This is a genomic window from Sphingobacterium sp. MYb382, assembly GCF_037572665.1.
Classification (GTDB): domain Bacteria; phylum Bacteroidota; class Bacteroidia; order Sphingobacteriales; family Sphingobacteriaceae; genus Sphingobacterium.
This window is the reverse complement of sequence record NZ_JBBGZT010000024.1, coordinates 183,354-206,283: the sequence shown is the minus strand read 5'-3', so window position 1 is coordinate 206,283 and position 22,930 is coordinate 183,354. Positions and strand designations below refer to the sequence as shown.

Below are 22,930 nucleotides of genomic sequence, written 5' to 3'. Positions count from 1 at the left end.
TAAAAAACGTTTTATTCATCACGAAGGCTATTTACAGGATTTGTTTTCGCTGCGCGGATGGCTAAAGAGCTTACGGTTATTAATGCGATCACGGCCGCGAATAGGCCAACAATTACAAATGTCCACCAGTTGATGTGGATGCGGTAGCTAAAGTTTTCTAACCAACCCGACATAATCCACCATGCAATAGGAGAGGCGATGACTAAGGCTAAAAATACCAGTTTTAAAAAGTCTTTAGAAAGCATGGTTACAATGCCGGAGACAGAGGCACCCAATACTTTGCGAATGCCGATTTCTTTTTGTCGTTGTATCGTTGCGAAAGAAACGAGTCCTAATAGGCCTAAGCAGGCAATGAAAATTGCTAAGCCCGCAAATATGGCTGTCAGTGTTCCTGTGCGCTGCTGCTGTGCAAACTTGCTGTTATATGCTTCATCTACAAAACGTATGTTTATTGGGTTTTCGGGATTATATTTCTTCAATAAGGTTGTTAACTGTTGCATGTTATCGGCAAGGTTATGCTGCGTGTTGAAGCGTATGTGTACATAATTATACCAGTCGTTTTCTGGTCCTTGTACAATCATAGGCTCGATGTCCGCATAGGGAGATTTACAGATGAAATCTTGTATTACACCGACCACATGCCAAGTTATCTCATATTCAGTTCCTTTAGCTTCAATTACTTGGGCTCCAATTGGGTCGCTGAGTCCCATACGTTTTACGGCTGCTTGATTAAGTAAAATCGCTGTGGAGTCCGTTGGGTATTTATAGCTGTCAATATCACGTCCTTCTATAATTTTGATGCCCATCGTGCTAGAAAAAGAAGCGTCAGTACTCATTTTGTTGAATACCATATCGTAATCTTCAGGTTTGCTATTGAGCCAAGTATATCCCCAGCTGTTGCTCGCATAATGGCTAATACGACCTAAACTTTTGGTTACACTCGTTGCTACCCCTTGCTCAAGAAGCTCATTGCGTAGAAGACCATAATTATTTTTTAGCTCGGGATCCATATAAGCAAAGACTAGGTTTTGCGCATCGTATCCTTTTTCACGGTTTTGTGCATGTTGTATTTGTTGCGCCACAATGAAGGTACATATGCCTAGGCAGATAGAAACCGTAAACTGGAGAGCTACTAGTATTTGGCGAGGTTTGAATCCGTGTCGGCTAGTAGATAAGCTTCCTTTAAGAGTTTTTATCGGTTCAAAGGCTGATAAAACAAAAGATGGATAAATGCCTGCTGCTAGCGCTGTAAACAAGATGGTTCCTATAAATATAGGCCAAAAGATAGCGGCTTGTTCACGAATCTGAATATCGCTTTTTATCAATGTGTTGAAAAAAGGCAAAGCGAGTGTCGTGAGCAACAATGATAACGCTGCCGCCAATAGCGTTAGTAAAAAAGACTCCAATAAAAATTGAGCAATTAAGGTTTTGCGTGGAGCACCAATAGTTTTTCGTACAGCAACTTCTTTAGCTCTTTTTTCCGCGCTAGCGGTACTTAAGTTTATAAAGTTGATACAAGCAATCAAAAGAATGAAAAAGCCAATTAAAGTGAACATGCGTACGTTGACCATATTTCCTTCCACCATTTTACCATTCTCTGATTTATTGTATAAATGCCAGCGGCTTGCTGGATACAAATAAATACTAGCTTTAACGGTATTGTCCGTATTTTTTTTAACGAGGTTGGCAATATTACTATTAGCCTGCTCAAGGCTTACATTGTCCTTTAGTCTAACATACGTTACGTGGTTGTAGCTTGTCCAGCTGTTACTCATATGCCATCCCGCAAGTTTTAAGAAGTCCCAGTCGCAGAAAAATTGAGCGCCGTAAAAGGTTGAATTTTGCGGTATATCCTGAACGACTCCTTTAACGATACTAGTGGTAATACTGTCTATGGCTACTGTTTTCCCGATAGCGCTTTGTGTGCCAAACAGTTTTTTTGCCATGCTAATGGTTAGCACGACACTATTTGGAGTGGATAATGCTGTAAGGGGATTACCTTCAATGAAATGAAAATCAAATAAGCGGAAGAATGCCGCGTCGGCTGCTACACCTTGGGAGCGAAAACGCTCTTTCCCAACATATAACATATGCTCTATCTCACCTGTACGCACCATCTCCTCAATTTCGGGATGTTCTTGTTGTAGAATCGGCCCTAGTATGGCTGGTGTGCCTCCCCAGGTATGTGCTTTACCGTCAAAATTATCTAAGGTATTTACTTGATATAAACGGTCGGTATGACTATAAAAGCGATCGAAAGTTAATTCGTTATTTACCCATAAGCCTATAATCAGTGCAACGGATAGCCCAAGAGCTAAGCCCAGAATATTGATGCCACTAAATACTTTATTTTTCCATAAGGTACGTAAAGCTATTTTGAGGTTATTTTTAATCATGTTGCACGGTATTAAATGTTTTTAAAAATTCAGTTATAAAATTTTATTCGTCACGTAAGCTTTTTATCGGATTGAGTAAGGCTGCCTTTGTTGCTTGGTAGCCGATCGTGAAGAAGGCTATTAATACTGCTAAGAAGCCCGCCGTTAGAAAAATCCACCATTCAATATCGATGCGGTAAACAAAGTTTTCCAACCATTTATTCATGGCCCACCAAGCGATGGGAGAGGCAATGATTACGGCAATGAGGATTAATTGGGCAAAGTCTTTGGAGAGCATAGCTACAATACGGCTTGCCGAAGCTCCTAGCACCTTACGGATACCTATTTCTTTGGTTCGCTGACTCGCTGTGAGAGTCGATAGACCAAATAATCCGAAACAACTAATAAGGATGGTTACCATTGTAGCTAGGTTTATCAGCTTAGCGGTACGCTGTTCATTCTCATAGATAGACTTCATGCGTTCATCGTTGAATTTGTAATCAAACGGTGTATTCGGATAGAAGTTCTTCCATTCTTTCTCTAAGATGGCAATGGCTTCAGCCCATTGCTTTCTATCCTGTGAAAGCTTGATGTTAAACAGTTGCAATTGTCCTCTTTTTGAGGAAGACATCAACATTAAAGGCGCTATTTTCTCTCGCAGTGACCGTTGGTTGAAATCTTTAAAAACACCGATAATAGGAACTAAGCTCTTGTCGTAAGCAATTAATGATTTCCCCACAGCTTCCTCAGGTGTTTTAAGTCCCAATTCTTTTAAGGTCGATTCATTGATAAGAACGCCATTTTCATTCTCTGTGCGTAGGAGGTTCTTTCCTGCAAGCAGTTTTATTTTGTAGAGGTCTAAGTAATCTTCATCAATGTACTTACGTGGTAATTGGATTTGGATTTGCCCCGTGTCATTGGCTAAATAATAAACACTGCCCCAGTAGCTACTATTTAGGGGTTCATGGCCTAAGGCTACGCCAGCAATTTCAGGGTGCTTTTTTAAAGCTTCTTTGTATAAGAATGGGTTTACCTCTGCATCATGGTAAAACTTGTAAGGCATCTGCACATTTACCACAGCCTCGTGTTCAAATCCTAAATCTGACGATATGGTAAAGTCTAGTTGTTTGCCCATGATTAAAGCACTCACGATGAAGAACTGTGCAATAACAAATTGAAACACGATTAATGTTTTGCGTAAGTTGAGACGTGTACCTTTAATTTTCGTGTCTAGTTTGCCTTTCAACGTTTCGATTGCCCGCACCTTATTAATCAGGTATGCTGGATATAAGCCAGAAAGCAATGATATGAGGGTAACTAATAGCAGTAAAAAGCCAATCAATAGCGTAGGTTGGCTATAGCGCTGTAAATTTTCTGGTATAAACTCCGGGTAGAAATGTTGAAATAAGGTCGTAATTGGCCACGATAACAATAGCGCTAAAAGACTTATGAGTAGCGTTTCTAATAGGAAGTCACGTGTGATAGCTGCCGGTTTGGCACCTAAAGTTTTGCGGATACCAATCTCTTTAGCACGCTGCGGTACTTGCGCTGTGCTCAGGTTGATGTAGTTGATGCAGGCTAGCAATAGTAGGAAGCCTCCAATAGCCATTAAGCCATAAAGGACTTTCATATTCGCTGCCATGCCATACGAATTATATTGCGGCTCGAAATGTTTCTTTGTCAAGGGAAACGGCACGAACTTGATGGGCGATCCATACTTAGCATGCTCTGCTGCAGCCGTATTGTTGTATTCATTTTGTACAACTTGTAGTAGCCTATCGAGAGATGCTTGATTTTTTGTCTTAATATAAACGTTATGATTGGAATTCATACCCATCCAATTGTGGGTACTCCAATCAGCATCACTTATAGGGATGAATACTTCGGCTTGGAAACTACTTTGAAAAGGGAGGTCTTTAACCAAACCCGAAATTTGATATAAAGTAGAGTCTAAAGTTATTGTCTTACCAAGGAGCTCTTCAGTATCACCTTTCGGAAAATACTGCTTAGCACGGCTTGTCGTTAAAACAACTTGGTGAGCATTTGAAAAGGCCGATTTAGCATTTCCTGCTACCCATTCGTAAGGAAGCAAGTCAAAGTAACTTTTTAGTGTGCCTATTATCTTTTCAGGGTTTTCGTAATTTACCGCAGGAGCTTCCTTTTCGGAGGCTACACTGATACGTTCCACATTTTGATTGTAGATAGGAACAACTAAAGCATCTGGTAATGCCTGATCTACCATCAATTGGGCAAGACCTAAAGGGACACCTGGGAAGCCTTTATCGACACCTTTCTCATTATCCATAGAGATAATCTGGTTGATATAAGCCGCATCAGGCACTTTCTTATCAAAACTTAGTTCATGTTGTACAATAGTGAACACCATCCAACAGGCGCTAATACCTATCGCTAAGCCGGTAATATTCAAGGCTGTAAAGAGCTTATTTTTCCAAAGATGGCGTAAGGTTATTTTTGCACTGTTCATAAGATGGTATCTAATAAAGATTAAACATTTTCGGTTTCCATAATCACTTGTCCATCAAGCATACGGATCACACGGTCTGAAAATTTAGCATCGTGCTCACTGTGTGTTACCATGACGATGGTTGTTCCTGCCTCGTTGAGCTCTGTTAGTAGCTGCATCACTTCGTTACCATTGCTAGAATCTAAGTTACCTGTAGGCTCATCGGCCAAAATTAGTTTCGGATTGTTAACGACAGCGCGAGCAACGGCAACACGCTGCTGCTGTCCACCGGATAATTGTTGTGGAAAGTGATTGCGGCGGTGCATGATTTGTACCTTTTCTAATACTTCTTCTACACGACGCTTACGTTCTGCTGCAGGAACATTCGTGTAAATCAATGGAAGTTCCACGTTTTCGAAGACCGTTAACTCGTCGATAAGGTTAAAACTTTGGAATACGAAACCGATGTTATGCTTACGTAAATCAGAGCGTTTTCCTTCTTTAAATTTCGCTACCTCAATTTCATTGAATTTGTAGCTTCCTTCATCTAGATCATCTAAAAGGCCAATAATATTTAACAACGTAGATTTCCCACATCCTGAAGGACCCATGACAGCGACAAATTCACCATCTTTCACATGGATGTTTACTTTGTCTAAGGCTACTGTTTCCACTTCTTCCGTGCGGTAGTATTTCTGTAAGTTTGTTATATTGATCATATATTTTTTCTTTATCGTTGGATAATTGTTTCTGTTTAATTTATTCGTTTCTTAGTTTTTTTGTAGGGTTGGCGCTTGCCGCGCGAAATGCTTGCGTACTGATGGTTAGCAAGGCTATAATGAGGGAGAGCGTTGCCGCAAAGGCAAAGATAACCCATTGGATATCGATACGGTATTTATAGCCATCCAGCCAACTATTCATTAACCACCATGCGATAGGGAATGCCAAAAGACAGGATAATATAACTAGCAAGACAAATTCTTTGTTGAGCATAGCGATAAGCTTCGCTATGGAGGCTCCAAGCACCTTACGGATACTTATTTCTTTAGCACGCTGTTCCGCTGAATAAGATGCTAAACCAAATAATCCAAGACAAGAAATGACGATAGAAAGTACCGCAAAAACTGTCGCTAGACGTTGTGTCAACTGCTCGGTTTGGAACTTTGTATTAAAGATCTCGTCCATGAATCTATATTCAAAAGGATAGCCTGGATTGTTGCTTTTAACGATTTTTTCAATTTCTGGTAACACCTCAAAAAGATTAGCACCAGCTTTGGTTTTGATATTCATGATACCTCCATACTCGGCTTGGAATGGTATAATAACCATAGGCGAAGGAGCGCCATAAAAATCGTTATATACAAAGTCTTTGACCACCCCAACAATCGTGTATTGTTGACTGTTCCATTTCATTAGCTGTCCTGCAACTTTACCGTCAGGTTGAATAAGTTTAGCCAATGCTTCGTTAATCATCATAGCACTGCTATCGCTGAGCATGTTGGTGTTGAAGTTTCTGCCGTCATACATTTTTAGGCTCATCGTCGGCACCAGTTCTTCATCAGCACTAAGAATACCGATAAGAATATCCATATTTGAAGGTTTACCCTCCCATACAAAACCACTGCTATTGGAACCAATGTTTAAAAGGTTCATATTACTTAAACTTACGTGCTCTACTTGCCCTGTTGCTTTGAGCTGCTCTTTAATAGGCATAGGCTGTGCGGCCATATTACCTTGTAAAGTTGTCGTCAATACCTGCGAGCGGTCCATGCCAGACTCTCTATTTTTTACGTGCTGAATTTGTTGATAGATAATCAGCGTACAAATAATCAAGACTACTGAAGTGGTGTATTGAAGGATAACTAAGCCACGGCGGATTAAACTAGCAGATCCTGTTTTTTGTTTCGCTCCTTTAAGTGTTTTTAATGGATTAAAAGCAGATAGGTAAAATGCTGGGTAACTGCCCGCCAGCAAGCCGCAAATTAGAACAATCCCGCCTACAAATAGTAAATGTAACGGAGTGAAAAGATCAACGACCAATGTTTTTCCGATTAACGTATTAAAAGGACTAATCAGCAGGTGGACAAATAGAATAGCAAGTAAGGTTGATAGAAAAGCATAGAACAGTGATTCACCAATAAACTGTGCAATTAATGATTGGCGATTAGCACCTACAACTTTACGTAAACCTACTTCTTTTGCTCTTTTCTCTGAGCGTGCTGTCGATAAGTTCATGAAGTTGATACAGGCAATCAATAGGAGAGCCCAAGCGATGATACTAAAGAGACGAATGTTTTTGATGCGTCCTTCAATTTCATTTCCGTCTTTATCGAAAACATTATACATATTCCAGCGCGACATCGGATAAAGAAATGTCTGAGAAAATGTTACTTTACCATCTGTTTTACGTTCTGTAAAATCCATCATTGTCTTGTTCACCTCTTCCAAATTCGTATTTGGTTCGAGTTGAACGATAGTCATTACGGAGTTACTTCCCCAGTTATCTAACCAGTTATTTTGTTGCTCGTACTTTTTGAAGGATATTAACCAGTCGAAACGGAAGCTACTGTTGGTCGGAAAATCTTTAACCACACCACTAACGGTCGCATTATCTGTGTGATTGATGCTAAGTGTTTTACCTACAGCTGGACTGTTGCCAAAAAAACGCTTCGCCGCACTTTCGCTAAGCACAATTTGGTCTGGGTTATTTAATGCGGATGTACGATCTCCTTCCAGAAATTCCATGGAAAGGATATCCACGTATGATGGGTCTACGTAAGATCCTTGCTGATAAATATTATTATCACCAATAGATAGTAATATTTTGCTACCCCAGTCTAGGCGTGCTGCATGCTTAATACCTGGAATTTCCGCTTTGATTGCCGGGGCAAAAGGCCCTGGCGTAGATTCAAAGATATAGGTTGCTTCATCATATTTCTGTTTGGATTTCACCACATAAATATCTTTTTTGTTGGCGAAATTGTCGTTGCGTGTCAATTCACCTTCAACCCATAGGAATATTAATGCCGCAGCAGTTATACCAATGGCCAGACCAAAGATGTTGAGAAAGCTGTAGCCTTTGGTTTTCCATAGGTTACGAAAAGCTGTTTTTATAAAATTTTGTATCATCTCTTTAATCAGATTAATGCTGTTTTTATAATGTCGTAAGACTTTTTGTCGTTTTACTTAATGCTAAGCTCTTGTATTTTATCATAGCTTTCATAGCTAGAAACAATGACTTTATCACCCGGTTGCAGTCCTTTTAAAATTTCATAGTATTCTGGATTTTGACGTCCTAGCTGTATATCTACACGGTAGGCAGTATGTCCATTTTTGTCTAGCTTAAAGATCCAGTTGCCACCTGTTTGCTGGTAGAAACCACCTTTAGCAAGCAATAATGCTTTTGTTTCTTCGCTCAGCGCTAAGCGAATTTGTAGGGTTTGTCCACGGCGAATACCTGTTGGTGTTTCGTCAACAAATTCCATATCCACTTGGAAACGTCCATTCGTTACTTGTGTGTATACCTTTTTGATTTTTAGGCGATATGTTTTGCCACTAATGGTAAACTGACCGACCTGATCACTGAAGATACGGTTGATATAATGTTCATCAATCTCAGCACGTATTTTGAATCCAGTTAGGACATCAAGCTGTCCTAATCGTTCGCCTACATTTTTATTTTGTCCGATTTCAGCATCAAAAGAAGTTAACTGGCCATCCACTGGTGAGCGTACAATTAAATCACCTACTTTTTGACGCATTAAGTTCAGAGCGCTTTGTGTACGTTGGAAAGTCTGTCCATCCTGATGTGCCTTTTGTCCTCGCGAGATAGAATCTTGACGTAAGATTTGTTTTGTAAGCGTTACACGCTGCTTCTGATAGTTATAATCGTTAGTAGATTTTTCAAATTCTTGTGAACCGATAGCCTTCTCCGCATAAAGCGTCTTATTTAATCGGTATACACGTTCCGCTTCTCGGTAGGCTTGTTCTACTTCTGCCATTTGGTTGCGGTTATTGATGGAAACCTGCTCTGCACTGGTACTTGCGATTTGTGCTTGCGTCAATAAGTTTAATACCTGTGTCTCTTGTTGTACTAAGCTAAGCTCTTGATCCGTATTAGATAAGCGCATAATTGGATCTCCTTTTTTGAGAACGGCACCATCTTCAACATATTTTTCTTCTACACGACCACCAACGGCAGCATCAAGGTAGATACTGTTAATTGGCAATACTGTTCCGTTAATAGGAATAAACTCCTGAAAGGTATCTTCTTTCACTTCGACAATACTGATACGGTCTGCTTCAACGTTTAGTTTACTGTTTCCACTGGTGAAGTAGTAACTTGCACCAATCAAGCCAACAATACCTACGATGCCACCAATGGTTGCTATACGCTTTGCATTCCACTTCTTTTGTTCTATTGGTCTATCCATTTACTAATAATCTCTGTATAATAAAATAGGAGGAGTATTGTATCTGTTTGGTTAAAACCTCCCTTGCTCTCTATCTATATAATACTTATGCCAAAGTTTTAATCATTTAATTATCAGCGCTTTATTTGTTTTAACTTTTTTTAACTGTTCGTTAGCGGACAGTTGTTGTTCGTTGGCGGACAAGCTTAAGGTCTCAGGTGATGGTGGATGTTAATTTGCTACGTAGGTATGTTTTTGTGTTGGTTCTATTTTTAGAAGATAGTATGTTTTTGTTTTGTATTGATATAGAGCTGTTTGGTTCTTTTTACTATTGCTAATAACATTGGTTGTTTCCTGTAAATACACTTGTTTTTAAGTCAGTTTATAGTCGTAAAATTCCTAATTGTTCATGTGCGTACACCGATTGTTCGTAATCGGACAGTTGAATATTGGTTGTGTTTTTATCTTGTTGGTATTTAGTGTTTTGTGTTTTTGGCACGGCCTATGTCAACAAGATGAAAACAGGCTTAATGAAGATTTTTTTTAGTATAACAATATTGTTTAGTTTAATGAGTGTTAGTCCGGTTATGGGGCAGACGAATCCCCGTCTGTCACTGACCGACTGCATTACGATAGCTGTAGCGAACAATCCAACGCTAAAGCGTTCAGAGTTGGATCTTTCTCGCAATGAGCTATATTATAAACAAACAAAATATAATAGGTTGCCATCTCTAAATGGTAACGTTAGTCATGATTATAACCAAGGACGAAGCGTAAATAGTACGACGAATCAATTTATTGAGAGTAGTTATTTTTCGGGAAGTCAGTCGTTGAACCTTAGCGTGCCTTTGTTTAAGGGTTTGCAGCTATTGCATGATACGCGTAAGCGTGCTCGAGCGCAAGAAGCCGGGAAATTAGAGTTTGAGAATGCAATTAATGAGTTGAAATTAGATGTAATAGAGGCTTATGTATTGGTGTTGACAGCTCAAGATATGTTGACACAAACGGAAGGCCAGCTTGCTGTCACTGCCGAAAACTTGAAGCGTGCGACAGTCTTGCACCGTGAAGGGGCAATCAATCCAGGCGATTTTTATGATTTGCAAGGGCAGTTCCAATCGGAGCAAAATACTGTAGAGAACACAAAACAAGCATTATACCTCCAAGAGGTACGTTTAGCATCCTTATTAGCGATTGCTGTTGAAGAGCTCCCTAAGTTGGAACCTTTAAACCTATCAGTTAGTTTGGCGCCTATTTCTGGTGCTGACCTTTATAAAGGTGCGTTAACACATTTACCGAGTATTAAAGCGTTGGACTGGCGTATGAAGGAGGCGCAGGAAGATATTAAGCTTGCAAAATCGGGATATTTCCCATCGCTATCATTAAATGCAGGCATTCAGTCTCGTTTTTCTAGTGTAGACCCTGCGGGCTATAACTATTGGCAGCAGCTTAAAAACTATCCTTCTAAAGGGGTATCTTTAAATCTTCGTGTTCCCATCTTTAACCAAATGACAGTACGTACGCAGGTGCGACTAGCGAAGTTAAACCTAGAAGAAGTGGAATGGACGAAGAAAGCGCAAGAGAATAAATTGCGCGAAGAGACTTCAAAAAATGTGTTTAACCTAGGAGCGCTTCAGAAGAATGTATATAACCTAAAAGAGCAAGAACAAAGTTATCAAGAGGCTTTCCGTATTGCACAGGTACATTTTGATGCTGGCAATAGCAACTCTGTATTATTCCTTACGGTAAAAAACAAGCTTGATGCCAGTAAAAACCAGTTATTGATTAAGCAATATGAATGGTTGTTGCAAAAATATATCAATGATTACTATGCTGGAACATTGGATTTATAAGTAACTTCGTAAGAATGAAAAAGGCTACGGTATTAATAGTTGATGATGATCAAGATTTGCTAACGGCAGGTCGTATCTTGTTGAAAACGAAAGTTAAGCAGGTTATCGTGGAGAAGAATCCCGAATTACTTATGCAAATCTTAAGTAAAGAGGCGGTTGATATTGTGCTATTGGATATGAATTTCAAAAGTGTCATCAATACCGGTAATGAAGGTCTCTATTGGCTGGAAAAAATTAAAAGCCAGTATCCACATATTAAAGTAATCATGATTACGGCCTACGGTGCTGTAGATTTAGCTGTTCGTTCGTTAAAAAAAGGAGCTTCAGATTTTATTGTTAAGCCTTGGCAAAATGAGCAGTTACTACAAACGATAGGTAGTGTTTTTGATGAGCTGAAAACAACAACAGGAAAGAAGTCTTCCCTTATCTCCGTCAAGGATGAAAATTACCTCGTTGGCCGTTCGGCCATTATGGAGGATTTACAGTATAAAATAGATAAAGTAGCCCCTACCGAAGCGAACATATTAATTCTAGGGGAAAATGGTACCGGTAAAGACCTTATTGCCGAGGCTTTGCAGAATCGTTCTTTGCGTAGTAAAGGACCTTATGTCAAGGTTGATGTGGGCGCGCTGACGGATACTTTATTTGAGAGTGAGCTTTTTGGTTATAAGAAAGGTGCTTTTACGGACGCACGCGAAGATCGTCAAGGTCGTTTTGAGGCAGCTCATGGTGGTACTTTATTTTTAGATGAAATCGGGAATATATCCCTGCAGCAGCAGGCGAAGTTATTGAGTGTCTTGCAAAATAGGCAGGTCGTACCCTTAGGTTCATATCAAGGTATTCCGGTTGATATCCGCTTATTGAGCGCTACAAACGTACCGCTTAAGGTACTTGCTGATGAGCATAGATTTCGTAAAGATTTAATTTATCGATTAAACACGGTCGAGATTCAGGTACCTCCTTTGCGGGACCGTGGTGATGATATTATCTTGCTGGCTGAGCATTTCCTTGATTTTTATAATCGGAAGTACAATAAAAATATTGATGGCTTGGAGCGTGGAGCTCTTCAAAAATTGAAGGGTTATCATTTCCCGGGTAATGTGCGTGAGCTACAATATAGTTTAGAGCGTGCAGTGATTATGGCGGAGGAAAACACCATCAGTGAGCGTGATATTTTGTTCTCACCGATTGAACAGGAGCAAGTAACAGATACACCTTCCTTTGGACAATCCACGTCCAATCAAAGCCTAGAGGAAATGGAGCGCAAGGCTATTCATTCCGCTATCGAGCGTTATGCCGGTAATATCAGTAAGGCCGCACGCGAGCTTGGGCTTACACGTGCAGCTTTATACAGAAGGATGGAAAAATATAATCTCTAATACATGAAGCGTTCAGCTCTTTATTTCTCTTTAAAATTATTTGTTTTGCTGCTTGCTGCGGTAGGTATTGCTTATCTATTGTTTTTAGGGAAGTTCACCTATGGACTCTTCTTATTTGTTTTTCTATTTTTATTTGCCATTCAATGGCTACGGTCGGAACGTCGATTGGTGCGTCAGCTGCTAGATTTTTCCGAAGCCGTGCGCTATCGTGATTTTACAAGAAGGTTTTCCGTGAAACATCCAAATACCATCGAGGGGCAACTCTTCACGGCTTTCAACGATATTAACCATTCTTTTAAACAGATAAGTGCCGATAAGGAGATTCAACACCAGTACCTAAATAAGGTTATTAATATGTTGGATTCCGCGATTATCTTCTATCAAGCGGATTCTGGGAAGGTTATATGGATTAATGATGCTTTTAAACAGCTGTTGCAGGTGCCATACCTCGGAAATATTCATGGACTATTAAAAAAGAATCAAGAGCTCTATACAAAGACAATAAGTTTACAATCAGGTCGTCAGCAAATGGAAACTGTTAGTTCGGCGATGGGGAATATCAAGCTCTTGATGCATAGCTCTGAATTTGAAACCCAAGAAGGACTGTTTCGTATTGTCGTTTATCAAAATATTAATGAGGCTATTGCCGAGACGGAGACGCAAGCATGGCATAAACTACTGCGCGTATTGACGCATGAGATAATGAATTCTATTGCGCCTATCAGCTCTTTGGCAGAGACGTTGCATGATCGACTAGAGCAGGGGATGGCTCCCGATGAGATGGATGACCTTAAAGATGGGGTGCGCACCATAAAAAGAAGAAGTGAAGGCTTGTTGGCTTTTGCTAAAAGCTACCGGATGATTAATAAGGTTGATCAACCACAGTTGAGTGCCATCCCATTGAAGGTGCTATTCGAGAATATTTATCAGCTGCTGGAACCAACTTTACTGCAAAAAGGAATTGATTTAGATATTATCTTAAAAGATACGCGACTTATTTTGCGGGCCGATGTGAATCTTGTAGAACAGGCACTTATTAATTTACTGTTGAATGCTATTGATGCCGTAAAGGGAGTGGATGAACCTTATTTAAGTATTGCTGGAATAAGCCGTGATGGTTATACGATAATTAAGGTACAAGATAATGGGGTGGGAATGCCATTGGATATTCAAGAGCAGATTTTCACACCTTTCTTTACGACTAAAAAAACAGGAACTGGGGTGGGGCTTACCTTGAGTAAGCAAATCATGTTGCTTCATAAAGGAAATTTACTGCTAGAAAGTGAAGTAGGGGTGGGCAGTACCTTTATATTACAATTTCAAGCTTAATTCTTTCGCACAATTTTACTTATCGGACCTTATATATAGGCTATTTCTGTATAATCGTAAATCTTCTAAATTCTTGTTCTAGAAATTAGCTAGTTTTGTCCATTCATTTTAATTCAGGATATGCGATATTATTGGAAGGGGATTCAACATTTTTTTGGAGCGAATAGTCGACACGGCACGCACTCTCCTTTTGTATATCGATTGGCCGATGAGGTAATTTATAAGCCAATGGGCGAAACGTCTTTAGGTTTAGCTATGCCTATAGGTTTTACACCTTTTTACACTCCTTTATTAGCGGATCTTTTAAATTTTATGCAGTTGACGGGGTTGACGTCGTTGACAGACTCGGGAAAGGAATCGGCTATTTTGGTCGATTTTAGAAAAGATACGGTCGAAAGCTTGCTTGCTGCGCTGCAAAAAGGCTATGTGTTGATTGTTGATGAACCCTTTTTAGATAAAGGTCATGAGCGCTTGTGGAAAGAGCTTATTAATAATCCAGCAACAACGGTGGTGATGGATCTTTTTCATTTTGGCATTTTGCTACATCGGGAGGGACAACGTAAAGAATATTTCCGTTTACGTTATCCCTACTGGCGCTAAGTAGTAATCTACAAAGCTTGATGTCATATACTATATATAGGAAGCTTTTACTAAAAGGCTTCACTAATACTTAAATAAAAGCCCGATTGTCTAGCTTCACCAGGGCGTTTTTCTCCATAGCCATAATCAAAGCGAATAGAGCTCCCATGCTCAAGGCTGAAGAAGTAGCGGATTCCTCCGCCATAGCTAGGCACTAATCGAACACTATTCTCTTTAGAAAAGGTCGTTCCAGTGCCAGCAAATCCAACAACACCAAAGCGAGGCATAAACCTATAACGAAGTTCTGCTTGTGCCGTAGCATAGTTTTTATCGCGGTAACGCCCTTGGTAATATCCACGCATGGTCATATCACCTCCTAATTCACGCAATGCATAAAAAGGAACATTATCACCATAGGTACCTTTATATATAAGCTGTGCTGCGAGGGTTACTTTACTCGATATTGGATGAAATCCACGAACGTCTGCTTCCAACTGACCTCCCGTAAAATTATCACCTTTCCAAAAATTTGGTGCGTAGGCATATTTTAATCGTGCATAGTAGCCATCCGTTGTATATGTAGTACTATTTCTATTATCAAATAAGCTGGATAAACCTAGAGCAAGAAATTGTCCACCTGTTTTTCCATATACATGTTCTTGTTCAAAAATTCCTCCTTCTTCGGTATCTTTAAATTTTAAGTGCTCATAATTGAAATTTAAACCTGCATAAAACTTGGATGCGAGTTTACGTTCTACATCAATTTTGGCACGTATAAGTTTTTGATCAATTAAATCGGAGTCTTTTACATAGGTGTCGGATCCTATTCCATAAAAATTAAATGGCCAATCTTTGTAGCGAATTTCGGAAAGTATATGGTACTTGTTGTTTTTTGTCCATATATCAGAATTGAATTTTAAGTTTTTTTGATGCTTTGTTGTCATCGTTCCGCTTAACGCAAGGTTGGAAGTACGGCTTTCCGGATTGTTTTTGTCGGTGAAAAAGTTGTAGGTACTCGCCAACCCATACTCCAATCCGGTCTCTTGTGCATAACCAAGAGCAGGCAAAATGATAAAACTTCCGTTCCCTGTACTATCTTTTTCGGAAGAAATGAATTTTTTTATGGTCCTTTTAATGAATTTATCCTGCTGTGCATAGGTGTTTTTTGCCGATGCAAGGATCGAAATAACTAGAAAAATAGTAGTGCTTGTGCCTCGAAAATTAGAAATCATGTATACTGTATTAATATGCGCTATCCGAAATAGCGATGCAAGTTGTAAATTATTTCGTTGCATATCAAGTATATCGTGGTAAAGGGGTGTTTTTTTTTGCAAAATGTTTTTGAAGTTTCGATTCTGTGACTATCTTTGCATCATCGAAAACAAACAGGGTTGCCTGCTAGAAACGATAAAAGAAGCGTTCTTTAAGAAGATAAAAAAGTTGAAAAAAAACTTGCAAATATCAAATAAAAGTTAGACATTTGCAGACGTTATCCGAAAGGAAATTGTTCTTAAGAAAACGATAGTTTTTTAAAACTTTAAAAATAATAAGCCTCCTTAGCTCAGCTGGTAGAGCAACTGACTTGTAATCAGTAGGTCATTGGTTCGATTCCGATAGGAGGCTCAAATACAACTTTAAGGTTGTAGGTCTGGAGGGGTTCCAGAGCGGTCAAATGGGACGGACTGTAAATCCGTTGCTTCGGCTTCGAAGGTTCGAATCCTTCTCCCTCCACACTAATTTATCCATCTCGCTGGCTTAATGCCGGCGAGTGGATTATGCGGAAGTAGCTCAGTTGGTAGAGCGATAGCCTTCCAAGCTATAGGTCGCGAGTTCGAACCTCGTCTTCCGCTCATTTTTAAAATATAGGTTTAAGTCTCTGTCTTTTTTGATATTGTTGTCTAAATTGGTGGAGGCATTAGTCCGTAAATGAGCTTTTATAAGCCGAAGTAGCTCAGGGGTAGAGCACTTCCTTGGTAAGGAAGAGGTCGTGGGTTCAAATCCCATCTTTGGCTCGTATATAAATCAAGGAGCTTATTATAATTTGAAATAAGGATTTAATTAAGAAAATAATTTATAATTACTAATTCGCATAAACATGGCAAAAGAAAAATTTGACCGTAGTAAACCGCACTTAAACATTGGTACAATCGGTCACGTTGACCACGGTAAAACAACTACTACAGCTGCTATCACAAAAGTGTTGGCTGATAAAGGTTTATCAGAAGCTCGTTCATTTGATTCAATTGACTCTGCTCCTGAAGAAAAAGAGCGTGGTATTACAATTAATACTGCACACGTTGAGTACTCAACAGCTAACCGTCACTATGCACACGTTGACTGTCCAGGTCACGCTGACTATGTTAAAAACATGGTTACAGGTGCTGCACAAATGGACGGTGCGATCATCGTTGTTGCTGCAACAGATGGTCCAATGCCACAAACTCGTGAGCACATCTTATTAGCTCGTCAGGTTGGTGTTCCAGCGTTAGTAGTATTCTTAAATAAAGTTGATTTAGTTGATGATACTGAGTTATTAGACTTAGTTGAAATGGAAGTTCGTGAATTATTATCTTTCTACGAATTCCCAGGTGACGATATTCCAGTAATTAAAGGTTCTGCTTTAGGTGCTTTAAACGGCGAGCCTGAGTGGGTTGAGAAAATCATGGAATTAATGGACGCTGTAGATAACTACATTCCAATTCCACCACGTTTAACTGAATTACCTTTCTTAATGCCTGTAGAGGACGTATTCTCGATCACTGGTCGTGGTACAGTAGCAACAGGTCGTATTGAAAGAGGTGTTATCAACTCTGGAGATCCAGTTGAGATCTTAGGTATGGGTGCTGAGAACTTAAAATCTACAGTAACAGGTGTTGAGATGTTCCGTAAAATCTTAGATTACGGTGAAGCTGGTGACAACGTAGGTTTATTGTTACGTGGTATTGAGAAAACTGATATCAAACGTGGTATGGTTATCTGTAAACCAGGTTCAGTAACTCCTCACGCTAACTTTAACGCAGAGGTTTACGTATTATCAAAAGCTGAAGGTGGACGTCACACTCCATTCTTTAACAAATACCGTCCTCAATTCTATTTCCGTACTACAGACGTAACAGGAGAAATCTCGTTACCAGAAGGAACTGAAATGGTTATGCCAGGTGATAACGTTACGATCTCTGTTAAATTGATCTCTCCTATCGCAATGGAAAAAGGTCTACGTTTCGCTATCCGTGAGGGTGGTAGAACAGTAGGTGCTGGTCAGGTAACTGAAATTACAGCGTAATTTAAAGACGCTTAAGTATAAAGAACAAGCTAATTAGCTTCGGCTAGTTAGCTTGTTTTTTCTCTAAGAAAGGCTTTAAAAATAGACAAAAAAAGCAAATATAATTTGTCTAAATGCTGTTTAAACGCTATATTTGCAGTAGTAAAACAAAAATACACGGGCATAGTTTAAAGGTAGAACGAAGGTCTCCAAAACCTTTGGTCTGGGTTCGAGTCCTGGTGCCCGTGCTAACATAATTTAGGTAAACTAAAAATGGCTAAAGTACTTGATTTTTTTAAAGACTCGTATGTCGAGGTTACTGAGAAGGTGACTTGGCCTACGTGGTCTCAATTACAAAGTTCAGCAGTTATTGTACTTGTTGCTTCCATCATTATCGCATTACTTGTTTTTGTAATGGATAAGGCGTCGAGTAACTTACTAGAGTTGTTGTACGGAATAACTTCCTAAATTTTAGCATTAAAGAATTTATGGCAGATCAATCTTTAAAATGGTATGTAGTTCGTGCCGTCAGCGGAAAAGAGAAGAAGGTAAAGCAATACGTAGAGGCAGAGGTTAACCGCTTAGGTATTCAACATCTAGTTCCTCAGGTATTAATACCTATGGAGAAGTATTACCAAATGAGAGATGGTAAGAAGGTAGCTAAAGAGCGTAACTATTATCCTGGATACGTTTTAATGGAAGCTGCTTTAGATGGAGAGATTGAACACGCTATCAAGAATTTGAATAGTGTAATTGGTTTCTTAGGTGATAAAGCTGGTAATGCTATTCCTTTAAGACCTGCAGAGGTTAACCGTATCTTAGGTAAGGTTGACGAAATGGCAGAGCAAGGTGAAGCTATTAACGTTCCTTACTACGTTGGTGAGACAGTAAAAGTAAACGACGGACCTTTCAACGGTTTCACAGGTGAAATCGAAGAGGTACACGAAGATAAAAAGAAACTTACAGTAATGGTTAAAGTTTTCGGACGTAAGACTCCTTTAGAACTTAACTATATGCAAGTAGAAAAAGAGTAATACACTCTTTAAAATATTTAAAGCTCAACTTTCCAGTTGAGCTTTTTTTTTACCCTTTATTTGGTTATCATTAGTTATTGCCAATAGATGTATTTCGGACCAGTACCAAAAGTTGGGGACTAAGCAAATAATTTGATTAATCTAAACAAGAAGGAGTTTATATCAGAGACCCCACGAAACTGACTTCAGAAAGCTTTAATCTTAGCACTAAAAGATTCTGCTGATGCATTCGTACTTCTATTATTGAAGTAGTTTAATATTTTGGGATAATGCATAATTACGGTCCTAGATACCGTGTTGAAAGACTTAAAACCAGATTTCTCCCTAAGTCTACTTAAGGTATTTGTATTATCCATTCTACTAAAGCTAAAAGCACCTTTTTGTTTCTTTTCCAATGCATGGACGGTGTAGATTCTTGCAAAACTAGCGTATTGCTACGCTTTTTTGTTACGATATCTCAATTTTCTCCAGTTTTCTACTTTTTAAAGTGTTTTTTTTGAACAGGTAAAATAGATGTTAAAACATCTTGTTGTTGTCATTTTATTAATGAAATAGGCTGATTGTTGTTAATAATTAGTTTTTAAACCCTGATTGTTGTCTTTTAAAAATAGGTTTAAGTAAAAATATTTTTTCTATTTATTAGGTTTTATTCCTAGTTTCGCGTAAACTACTAACTTGATAGGCTTTATTTAAAAGTCGAGCTTTCCTAGAGCACTTTTTTAAAGCTTACTTATTGACAGTAGATGTATATAACTAAAAGGTTTTACGTCTTATGATTCTCTTCTTTCAGGCATATCCATGTCTTATTAACCAACACCAACCTTGTAATGCTTTTAGTTGAACGCTAGTAATTACCTAACCAAAATTGAAAATGAAGAATAAAAAACTACTACTACTATTTTATTCCTTGTTCTTATCCATCGTTTGTCTCTACGCACAGAGCAAAAGACCGGTTTCGGGAACGATTCGTGATGAACAAGGAAAACCTATCCCTGGGGCCACTATTACACAAAAGGGAAGTACCAATGCTGTACTAGCGAATGAGCGTGGTGAATTTACGATTGTACTGGAAGGTAACCCTGAGCTTGTCGCTTCCTCTATTAATTATTTAAACCAAGTATTAAAGCTCGATAATAAGCAACAATTAAACTTCGTATTGAAAGAGAAGAATGATGTCATTGATGAAGTTGTTGTAACAGGCTTTGGTGAAAACAGAGCTAAGAAAACTTTAGGTTATTCAATCACTCAAGTAAGTGGCGATGATATTAGACGTACAGGTAATATAAATCCAATAAATGCTTTACGTGGTATGGTACCTGGATTGCAGGTCACCCCAAATGCTGGCGGACCACAGGCCTCTACGCGTTTTTTGATTCGTGGTAGTGCCAATCTTGATCCATATGGTAACCAACCTTTAGTTGTTATTGACGATATCGTGATGGATGACCAGGTTATAATTCCTAACCGTGGTGGCGATCAAGATTTCGGTAATATCTTGAAAAATATAAACCCGGATGATATTGAGTCTATTTCGGTATTAAAAGGTGGTGCTGTTACGGCTTTATATGGTAGCCGTGCTTCCAACGGTGTAATTTTGATTAAAACCAAGAAAGGCTACTCACAACGTGGTCTTGGTGTCTCTTTATCGCAAAGTGTAATTTTTGAAAGCGCCTATAAGACGGTAGATCTGCAGAATAGATTTGGTGCAGGTGTACATGCTGATGACTGGGCGAAGTCTCCGGATGGAAAACTTTCTATTAATCCGAATACCTACTACATGAGTTTTGGACCGGAGATGACGGGTCAACTCTTTACCGATATTACAGGTGAAGAACGCCGAAACGACCCTAACTATAATGATCCTTTAGCCTTGTATAGAACAGGCGTAAACCGCAATACCAATTTAGGCGTTTCTGGTGGTAATGAAAATACAACCTTCCGTTTATCTTATTCTAATTTAGGGGTTACTTCGGCTACGCCGAATAACGATATGTCTCGTAACAACTTTAATTTCCGTGCTACACACCGTCCGGTAAAATCTGTATTGATTGATGCAAATGTTGTTTACACGGCAAGTGATGTAAAGAATCCTGCATTACAAGGACAAAATAGTGTGCTATACAAAACAAGCTATGGTGTTCCTCGGAACTACGATTTCCGCTATTGGTTAAATAACTACCGGGATGATAATAGAGGAGGCCTTAGCGAGCGTGATGTTTCTGGAGCTTCCAATGCTTTTTGGTTTATCTATGAAAATCAATATCAGCAGAAGGAGAATAATTTCAGAGGAAATTTAAATCTAAGAGCTGATGTTACGGATTGGTTACGTTTCGACGGTAGTGCTTCTTATAACCAAATTAACACCTATAATACATCAAAGGTACGAGGTACTGGCGAACGTTTTACAGGGGGCGATTATACGGTTAATGAATCTAATGTTAGACAGTACCGTTATAATGGTAGCTTTAGTTACATCAAAGACTTTGGCGATATTGATGTTTTGTTTAAAGTTGGTGGTGAATTCAATAAATCGGAAGGAAACGGTATTTGGAATAAAACCAATGGATTGTTGATTCCGGATATTTATCGTTTATCAAATAACGCGGGGACTAATTTGCAGACTGTAGAGCAAAAACCAAATAGAACGGAAATGGCTTCGTTGTTCTCGCAACTGAGCTTAGGTTATAAAGATTATTTATTCTTGAACTTATACGGAAGAAATGATTGGAACAGTACCCTTGTTTATAATGATGGACATGGTAATTATTCATATCCTTACTATGGTGCAGATGCCTCTGTTATTGTTTCGCAATTAGCAAAATTACCATCCTTTGTTGATTTTCTTAAATATAGATTATCCTTTGCGAAAGTAGGTGGTGGTACTGTTCCTTATAAAACAAATACAGGATCGTTCACCAATTATACACCTGCTTATGTTGATGCAAATGGAAATACAATATTAAAGTATGGTTACTTGGGAAGCTCTTTACCTAATTTAAACCTGTTGCCTGTAGAAAACTATAAGTATGAAACAGGTATTGAATTTAAGTTGCTGAAAAATAGATTGGGAGGTGATATTACGGTATATCTTCAGGATTCTAAAAATCAAATTCAAGATTTTTCTGTACCAGCGGTATCTGGTGTTAGATCAGCCTTAATTAACGGAGGTAAAGTACGTAATAAAGGTATTGAGTTATCATTATACGGCACACCGGTGAAGACGGGTGATTTCTCTTGGGATGTTTTAGTGAACTACACACGTAATAGAAATACAATTTTATCCTTACCATTTGATGCACAATATGCCATCTTAGATCAAGATGACGGTATCTATTCTGTTGCCAATTTAGGAGGTGATTATGGAGCTATTCGTGCGCCATATTCTGAAGCTTCTTTCCAAAGTAGAGAGAATGGTAAAAATGTTGATAGCCCTTTAAATGGACAGCCAGTGGTAGGCTTAGGAAGTGGTATTTTAGGTGACCCTGTTATTTACTATTTACGTGCTGGTGCTTATAACCCAACTGTTGGTGGCGAAGCGCAGCCTATAATTGGATCTACATTACCTAAGTTCTTAGGAAGTATTCGTAATACATTTAACTACAAAAATTTCGCTTTATCAGTGTTTTTGGATGCTAAATTTGGAGGTAAAGTTTATTCAACAACCTATGGATATGGATCTTGGTATGGTATGATTGATCATACTTTGAACGGACGTACTGCCGAACTAGGAGGTTTAGAATATATGAGTAACTCAAACTATAACGGACGTGGTCCGGGTCTTCGTAACGATGGTATTTTACCTAAGGGAGTATTTGCGGCGGGTACTACGATTGCTGCTGGTAGCAGTGCCGATGGTAAGTCACACGATTTGTCGGGTATGACTGTTGAAGAAGCATATCGTTTAGGTTATGTGAAGCCTACTCCTGCTGCTGACTATTATGATCGTACCTACGGATGGGGGACAGGATTACGCTCGCAGAGTACTTTTGAGTCTTCGTGGGTGTCTTTACGTGAATTGTCTGTCGCTTATGACTTACCAACGCAGGTAGCTTCTCGTTTCAAATTGAATAACTTAAGAGTATCGTTAATCGCAACAAATCTGATGTTCTTATATAATAGCGCACCGGATCATGTGAATCCTGATAACTTGAGCTCGACAAGCAGTGGTGCTTTTATAGAGCGTGGAGGAACTCCTTATTTCCGCCAATTCGGATTTTCAATTAATGCCAACTTCTAAAAAATTAGT

Annotated in this window: 15 protein-coding genes and 5 tRNA genes; 13 read left to right on the top strand and 7 right to left on the bottom strand. The window is 39.0% G+C overall.

Annotation, left to right across the window (positions count from 1 at the left end; translation table 11 throughout):
- Positions 1–11: 11 nt before the first annotated feature.
- The 5 genes from WH223_RS11505 to WH223_RS11485 are packed head-to-tail and all read right to left on the bottom strand — an operon-like array spanning position 12 to position 9,272.
- Positions 12–2,396 carry an FtsX-like permease family protein gene (locus WH223_RS11505; protein WP_340047803.1) on the bottom strand — a complete coding sequence of 795 codons (2,385 nt, stop codon included), beginning with the start codon at positions 2,394–2,396 and terminating at the stop codon, positions 12–14.
- A gap of 43 nt (positions 2,397–2,439) precedes the next feature.
- Complete coding sequence (locus WH223_RS11500) at positions 2,440–4,860, bottom strand: ABC transporter permease (protein ID WP_340047801.1); 2,421 nt, start codon at positions 4,858–4,860, stop codon at positions 2,440–2,442.
- Positions 4,861–4,880: 20 nt separating this feature from the next.
- On the bottom strand, positions 4,881–5,558 hold the full coding sequence (locus WH223_RS11495; RefSeq protein ID WP_340047800.1) for an ABC transporter ATP-binding protein: 678 nt from the start codon (positions 5,556–5,558) through the stop codon (positions 4,881–4,883).
- A 40-nt stretch (positions 5,559–5,598) separates the two neighbouring features.
- On the bottom strand, positions 5,599–7,968 hold the full coding sequence (locus tag WH223_RS11490) for an ABC transporter permease (protein ID WP_340047799.1): 2,370 nt from the start codon (positions 7,966–7,968) through the stop codon (positions 5,599–5,601).
- 53 nt (positions 7,969–8,021) lie between these two features.
- The gene (locus WH223_RS11485) at positions 8,022–9,272 is read right to left on the bottom strand and encodes an efflux RND transporter periplasmic adaptor subunit (protein WP_340047798.1); all 1,251 of its coding nucleotides are present in this window, start codon (positions 9,270–9,272) and stop codon (positions 8,022–8,024) included.
- Positions 9,273–9,781: 509 nt separating this feature from the next.
- Between WH223_RS11485 and WH223_RS11480 the strand changes: the two genes are divergently transcribed.
- From WH223_RS11480 to WH223_RS11465, 4 genes are all read left to right on the top strand, one after another.
- A complete protein-coding gene (locus WH223_RS11480) occupies positions 9,782–11,101 on the top strand; it encodes a TolC family protein (RefSeq protein WP_340047797.1) in 1,320 nt (439 codons plus the stop codon).
- A gap of 14 nt (positions 11,102–11,115) precedes the next feature.
- On the top strand, positions 11,116–12,480 hold the full coding sequence (locus WH223_RS11475; protein WP_340047795.1) for a sigma-54-dependent transcriptional regulator: 1,365 nt from the start codon (positions 11,116–11,118) through the stop codon (positions 12,478–12,480).
- A gap of 3 nt (positions 12,481–12,483) precedes the next feature.
- The gene (locus WH223_RS11470; protein WP_340047794.1) at positions 12,484–13,809 is read left to right on the top strand and encodes a sensor histidine kinase; all 1,326 of its coding nucleotides are present in this window, start codon (positions 12,484–12,486) and stop codon (positions 13,807–13,809) included.
- A 120-nt stretch (positions 13,810–13,929) separates the two neighbouring features.
- Entirely contained in the window at positions 13,930–14,409 is a 480-nt protein-coding gene (locus WH223_RS11465; RefSeq protein WP_340047792.1) for a hypothetical protein, read from the top strand.
- A gap of 50 nt (positions 14,410–14,459) precedes the next feature.
- On the opposite strand, the gene WH223_RS11460 is transcribed toward WH223_RS11465, so the two are convergent.
- Positions 14,460–15,620, bottom strand: coding sequence for a BamA/TamA family outer membrane protein (locus WH223_RS11460; protein WP_340047790.1), 1,161 nt, complete (start codon positions 15,618–15,620; stop codon positions 14,460–14,462).
- 318 nt (positions 15,621–15,938) lie between these two features.
- On the opposite strand from WH223_RS11460, the gene WH223_RS11455 reads away from it, so the two are divergent.
- The 8 genes from WH223_RS11455 to nusG all read left to right on the top strand — a co-directional run bounded on the left by WH223_RS11455 (position 15,939) and on the right by nusG (position 18,684).
- Positions 15,939–16,011 (top strand) — tRNA-Thr (locus WH223_RS11455).
- A gap of 27 nt (positions 16,012–16,038) precedes the next feature.
- Positions 16,039–16,119: transfer RNA gene (locus WH223_RS11450), tRNA-Tyr, on the top strand.
- A 46-nt stretch (positions 16,120–16,165) separates the two neighbouring features.
- Positions 16,166–16,238 (top strand) — tRNA-Gly (locus tag WH223_RS11445).
- 90 nt (positions 16,239–16,328) lie between these two features.
- Positions 16,329–16,400, top strand: a tRNA-Thr gene (locus WH223_RS11440).
- Between the two features lie 83 nt (positions 16,401–16,483).
- On the top strand, positions 16,484–17,671 hold the full coding sequence (gene tuf, locus WH223_RS11435; RefSeq protein WP_340047789.1) for an elongation factor Tu: 1,188 nt from the start codon (positions 16,484–16,486) through the stop codon (positions 17,669–17,671).
- Between the two features lie 156 nt (positions 17,672–17,827).
- Positions 17,828–17,898: transfer RNA gene (locus tag WH223_RS11430), tRNA-Trp, on the top strand.
- Positions 17,899–17,923: 25 nt separating this feature from the next.
- Entirely contained in the window at positions 17,924–18,118 is a 195-nt protein-coding gene (gene secE, locus WH223_RS11425) for a preprotein translocase subunit SecE (RefSeq protein ID WP_340047788.1), read from the top strand.
- Between the two features lie 20 nt (positions 18,119–18,138).
- Positions 18,139–18,684: a transcription termination/antitermination protein NusG gene (gene nusG, locus WH223_RS11420; RefSeq protein ID WP_340047787.1), complete on the top strand. Its 546-nt coding sequence runs from the start codon at positions 18,139–18,141 to the stop codon at positions 18,682–18,684.
- Between the two features lie 185 nt (positions 18,685–18,869).
- On the opposite strand, the gene WH223_RS11415 is transcribed toward nusG, so the two are convergent.
- Positions 18,870–19,040 (bottom strand): transposase, encoded by a 171-nt coding sequence (locus WH223_RS11415; protein WP_340047786.1) that lies wholly within the window; start codon positions 19,038–19,040, stop codon positions 18,870–18,872.
- Positions 19,041–19,555: 515 nt separating this feature from the next.
- On the opposite strand from WH223_RS11415, the gene WH223_RS11410 reads away from it, so the two are divergent.
- A complete protein-coding gene (locus tag WH223_RS11410; RefSeq protein ID WP_340047785.1) occupies positions 19,556–22,921 on the top strand; it encodes a SusC/RagA family TonB-linked outer membrane protein in 3,366 nt (1,121 codons plus the stop codon).
- Positions 22,922–22,930: the final 9 nt, after the last annotated feature.

Excerpts from the sequence above, each read along its gene's own strand:
- WH223_RS11505 (WP_340047803.1), bottom strand. The coding sequence starts at position 2,396 with ATGATTAAAAATAACCTCAAAATAGCTTTACGTACCTTATGGAAAAAT.
- WH223_RS11500 (WP_340047801.1), bottom strand. The coding sequence starts at position 4,860 with ATGAACAGTGCAAAAATAACCTTACGCCATCTTTGGAAAAATAAGCTC.
- WH223_RS11495 (WP_340047800.1), bottom strand. The coding sequence starts at position 5,558 with ATGATCAATATAACAAACTTACAGAAATACTACCGCACGGAAGAAGTG.
- WH223_RS11490 (WP_340047799.1), bottom strand. The coding sequence starts at position 7,968 with ATGATACAAAATTTTATAAAAACAGCTTTTCGTAACCTATGGAAAACC.
- WH223_RS11485 (WP_340047798.1), bottom strand. The coding sequence starts at position 9,272 with ATGGATAGACCAATAGAACAAAAGAAGTGGAATGCAAAGCGTATAGCA.
- WH223_RS11480 (WP_340047797.1), top strand. The coding sequence starts at position 9,782 with ATGAAGATTTTTTTTAGTATAACAATATTGTTTAGTTTAATGAGTGTT.
- WH223_RS11475 (WP_340047795.1), top strand. The coding sequence starts at position 11,116 with ATGAAAAAGGCTACGGTATTAATAGTTGATGATGATCAAGATTTGCTA.
- WH223_RS11470 (WP_340047794.1), top strand. The coding sequence starts at position 12,484 with ATGAAGCGTTCAGCTCTTTATTTCTCTTTAAAATTATTTGTTTTGCTG.
- WH223_RS11465 (WP_340047792.1), top strand. The coding sequence starts at position 13,930 with ATGCGATATTATTGGAAGGGGATTCAACATTTTTTTGGAGCGAATAGT.
- WH223_RS11460 (WP_340047790.1), bottom strand. The coding sequence starts at position 15,620 with ATGATTTCTAATTTTCGAGGCACAAGCACTACTATTTTTCTAGTTATT.
- tuf (WP_340047789.1), top strand. The coding sequence starts at position 16,484 with ATGGCAAAAGAAAAATTTGACCGTAGTAAACCGCACTTAAACATTGGT.
- secE (WP_340047788.1), top strand. The coding sequence starts at position 17,924 with ATGGCTAAAGTACTTGATTTTTTTAAAGACTCGTATGTCGAGGTTACT.
- nusG (WP_340047787.1), top strand. The coding sequence starts at position 18,139 with ATGGCAGATCAATCTTTAAAATGGTATGTAGTTCGTGCCGTCAGCGGA.
- WH223_RS11415 (WP_340047786.1), bottom strand. The coding sequence starts at position 19,040 with ATGGATAATACAAATACCTTAAGTAGACTTAGGGAGAAATCTGGTTTT.
- WH223_RS11410 (WP_340047785.1), top strand. The coding sequence starts at position 19,556 with ATGAAGAATAAAAAACTACTACTACTATTTTATTCCTTGTTCTTATCC.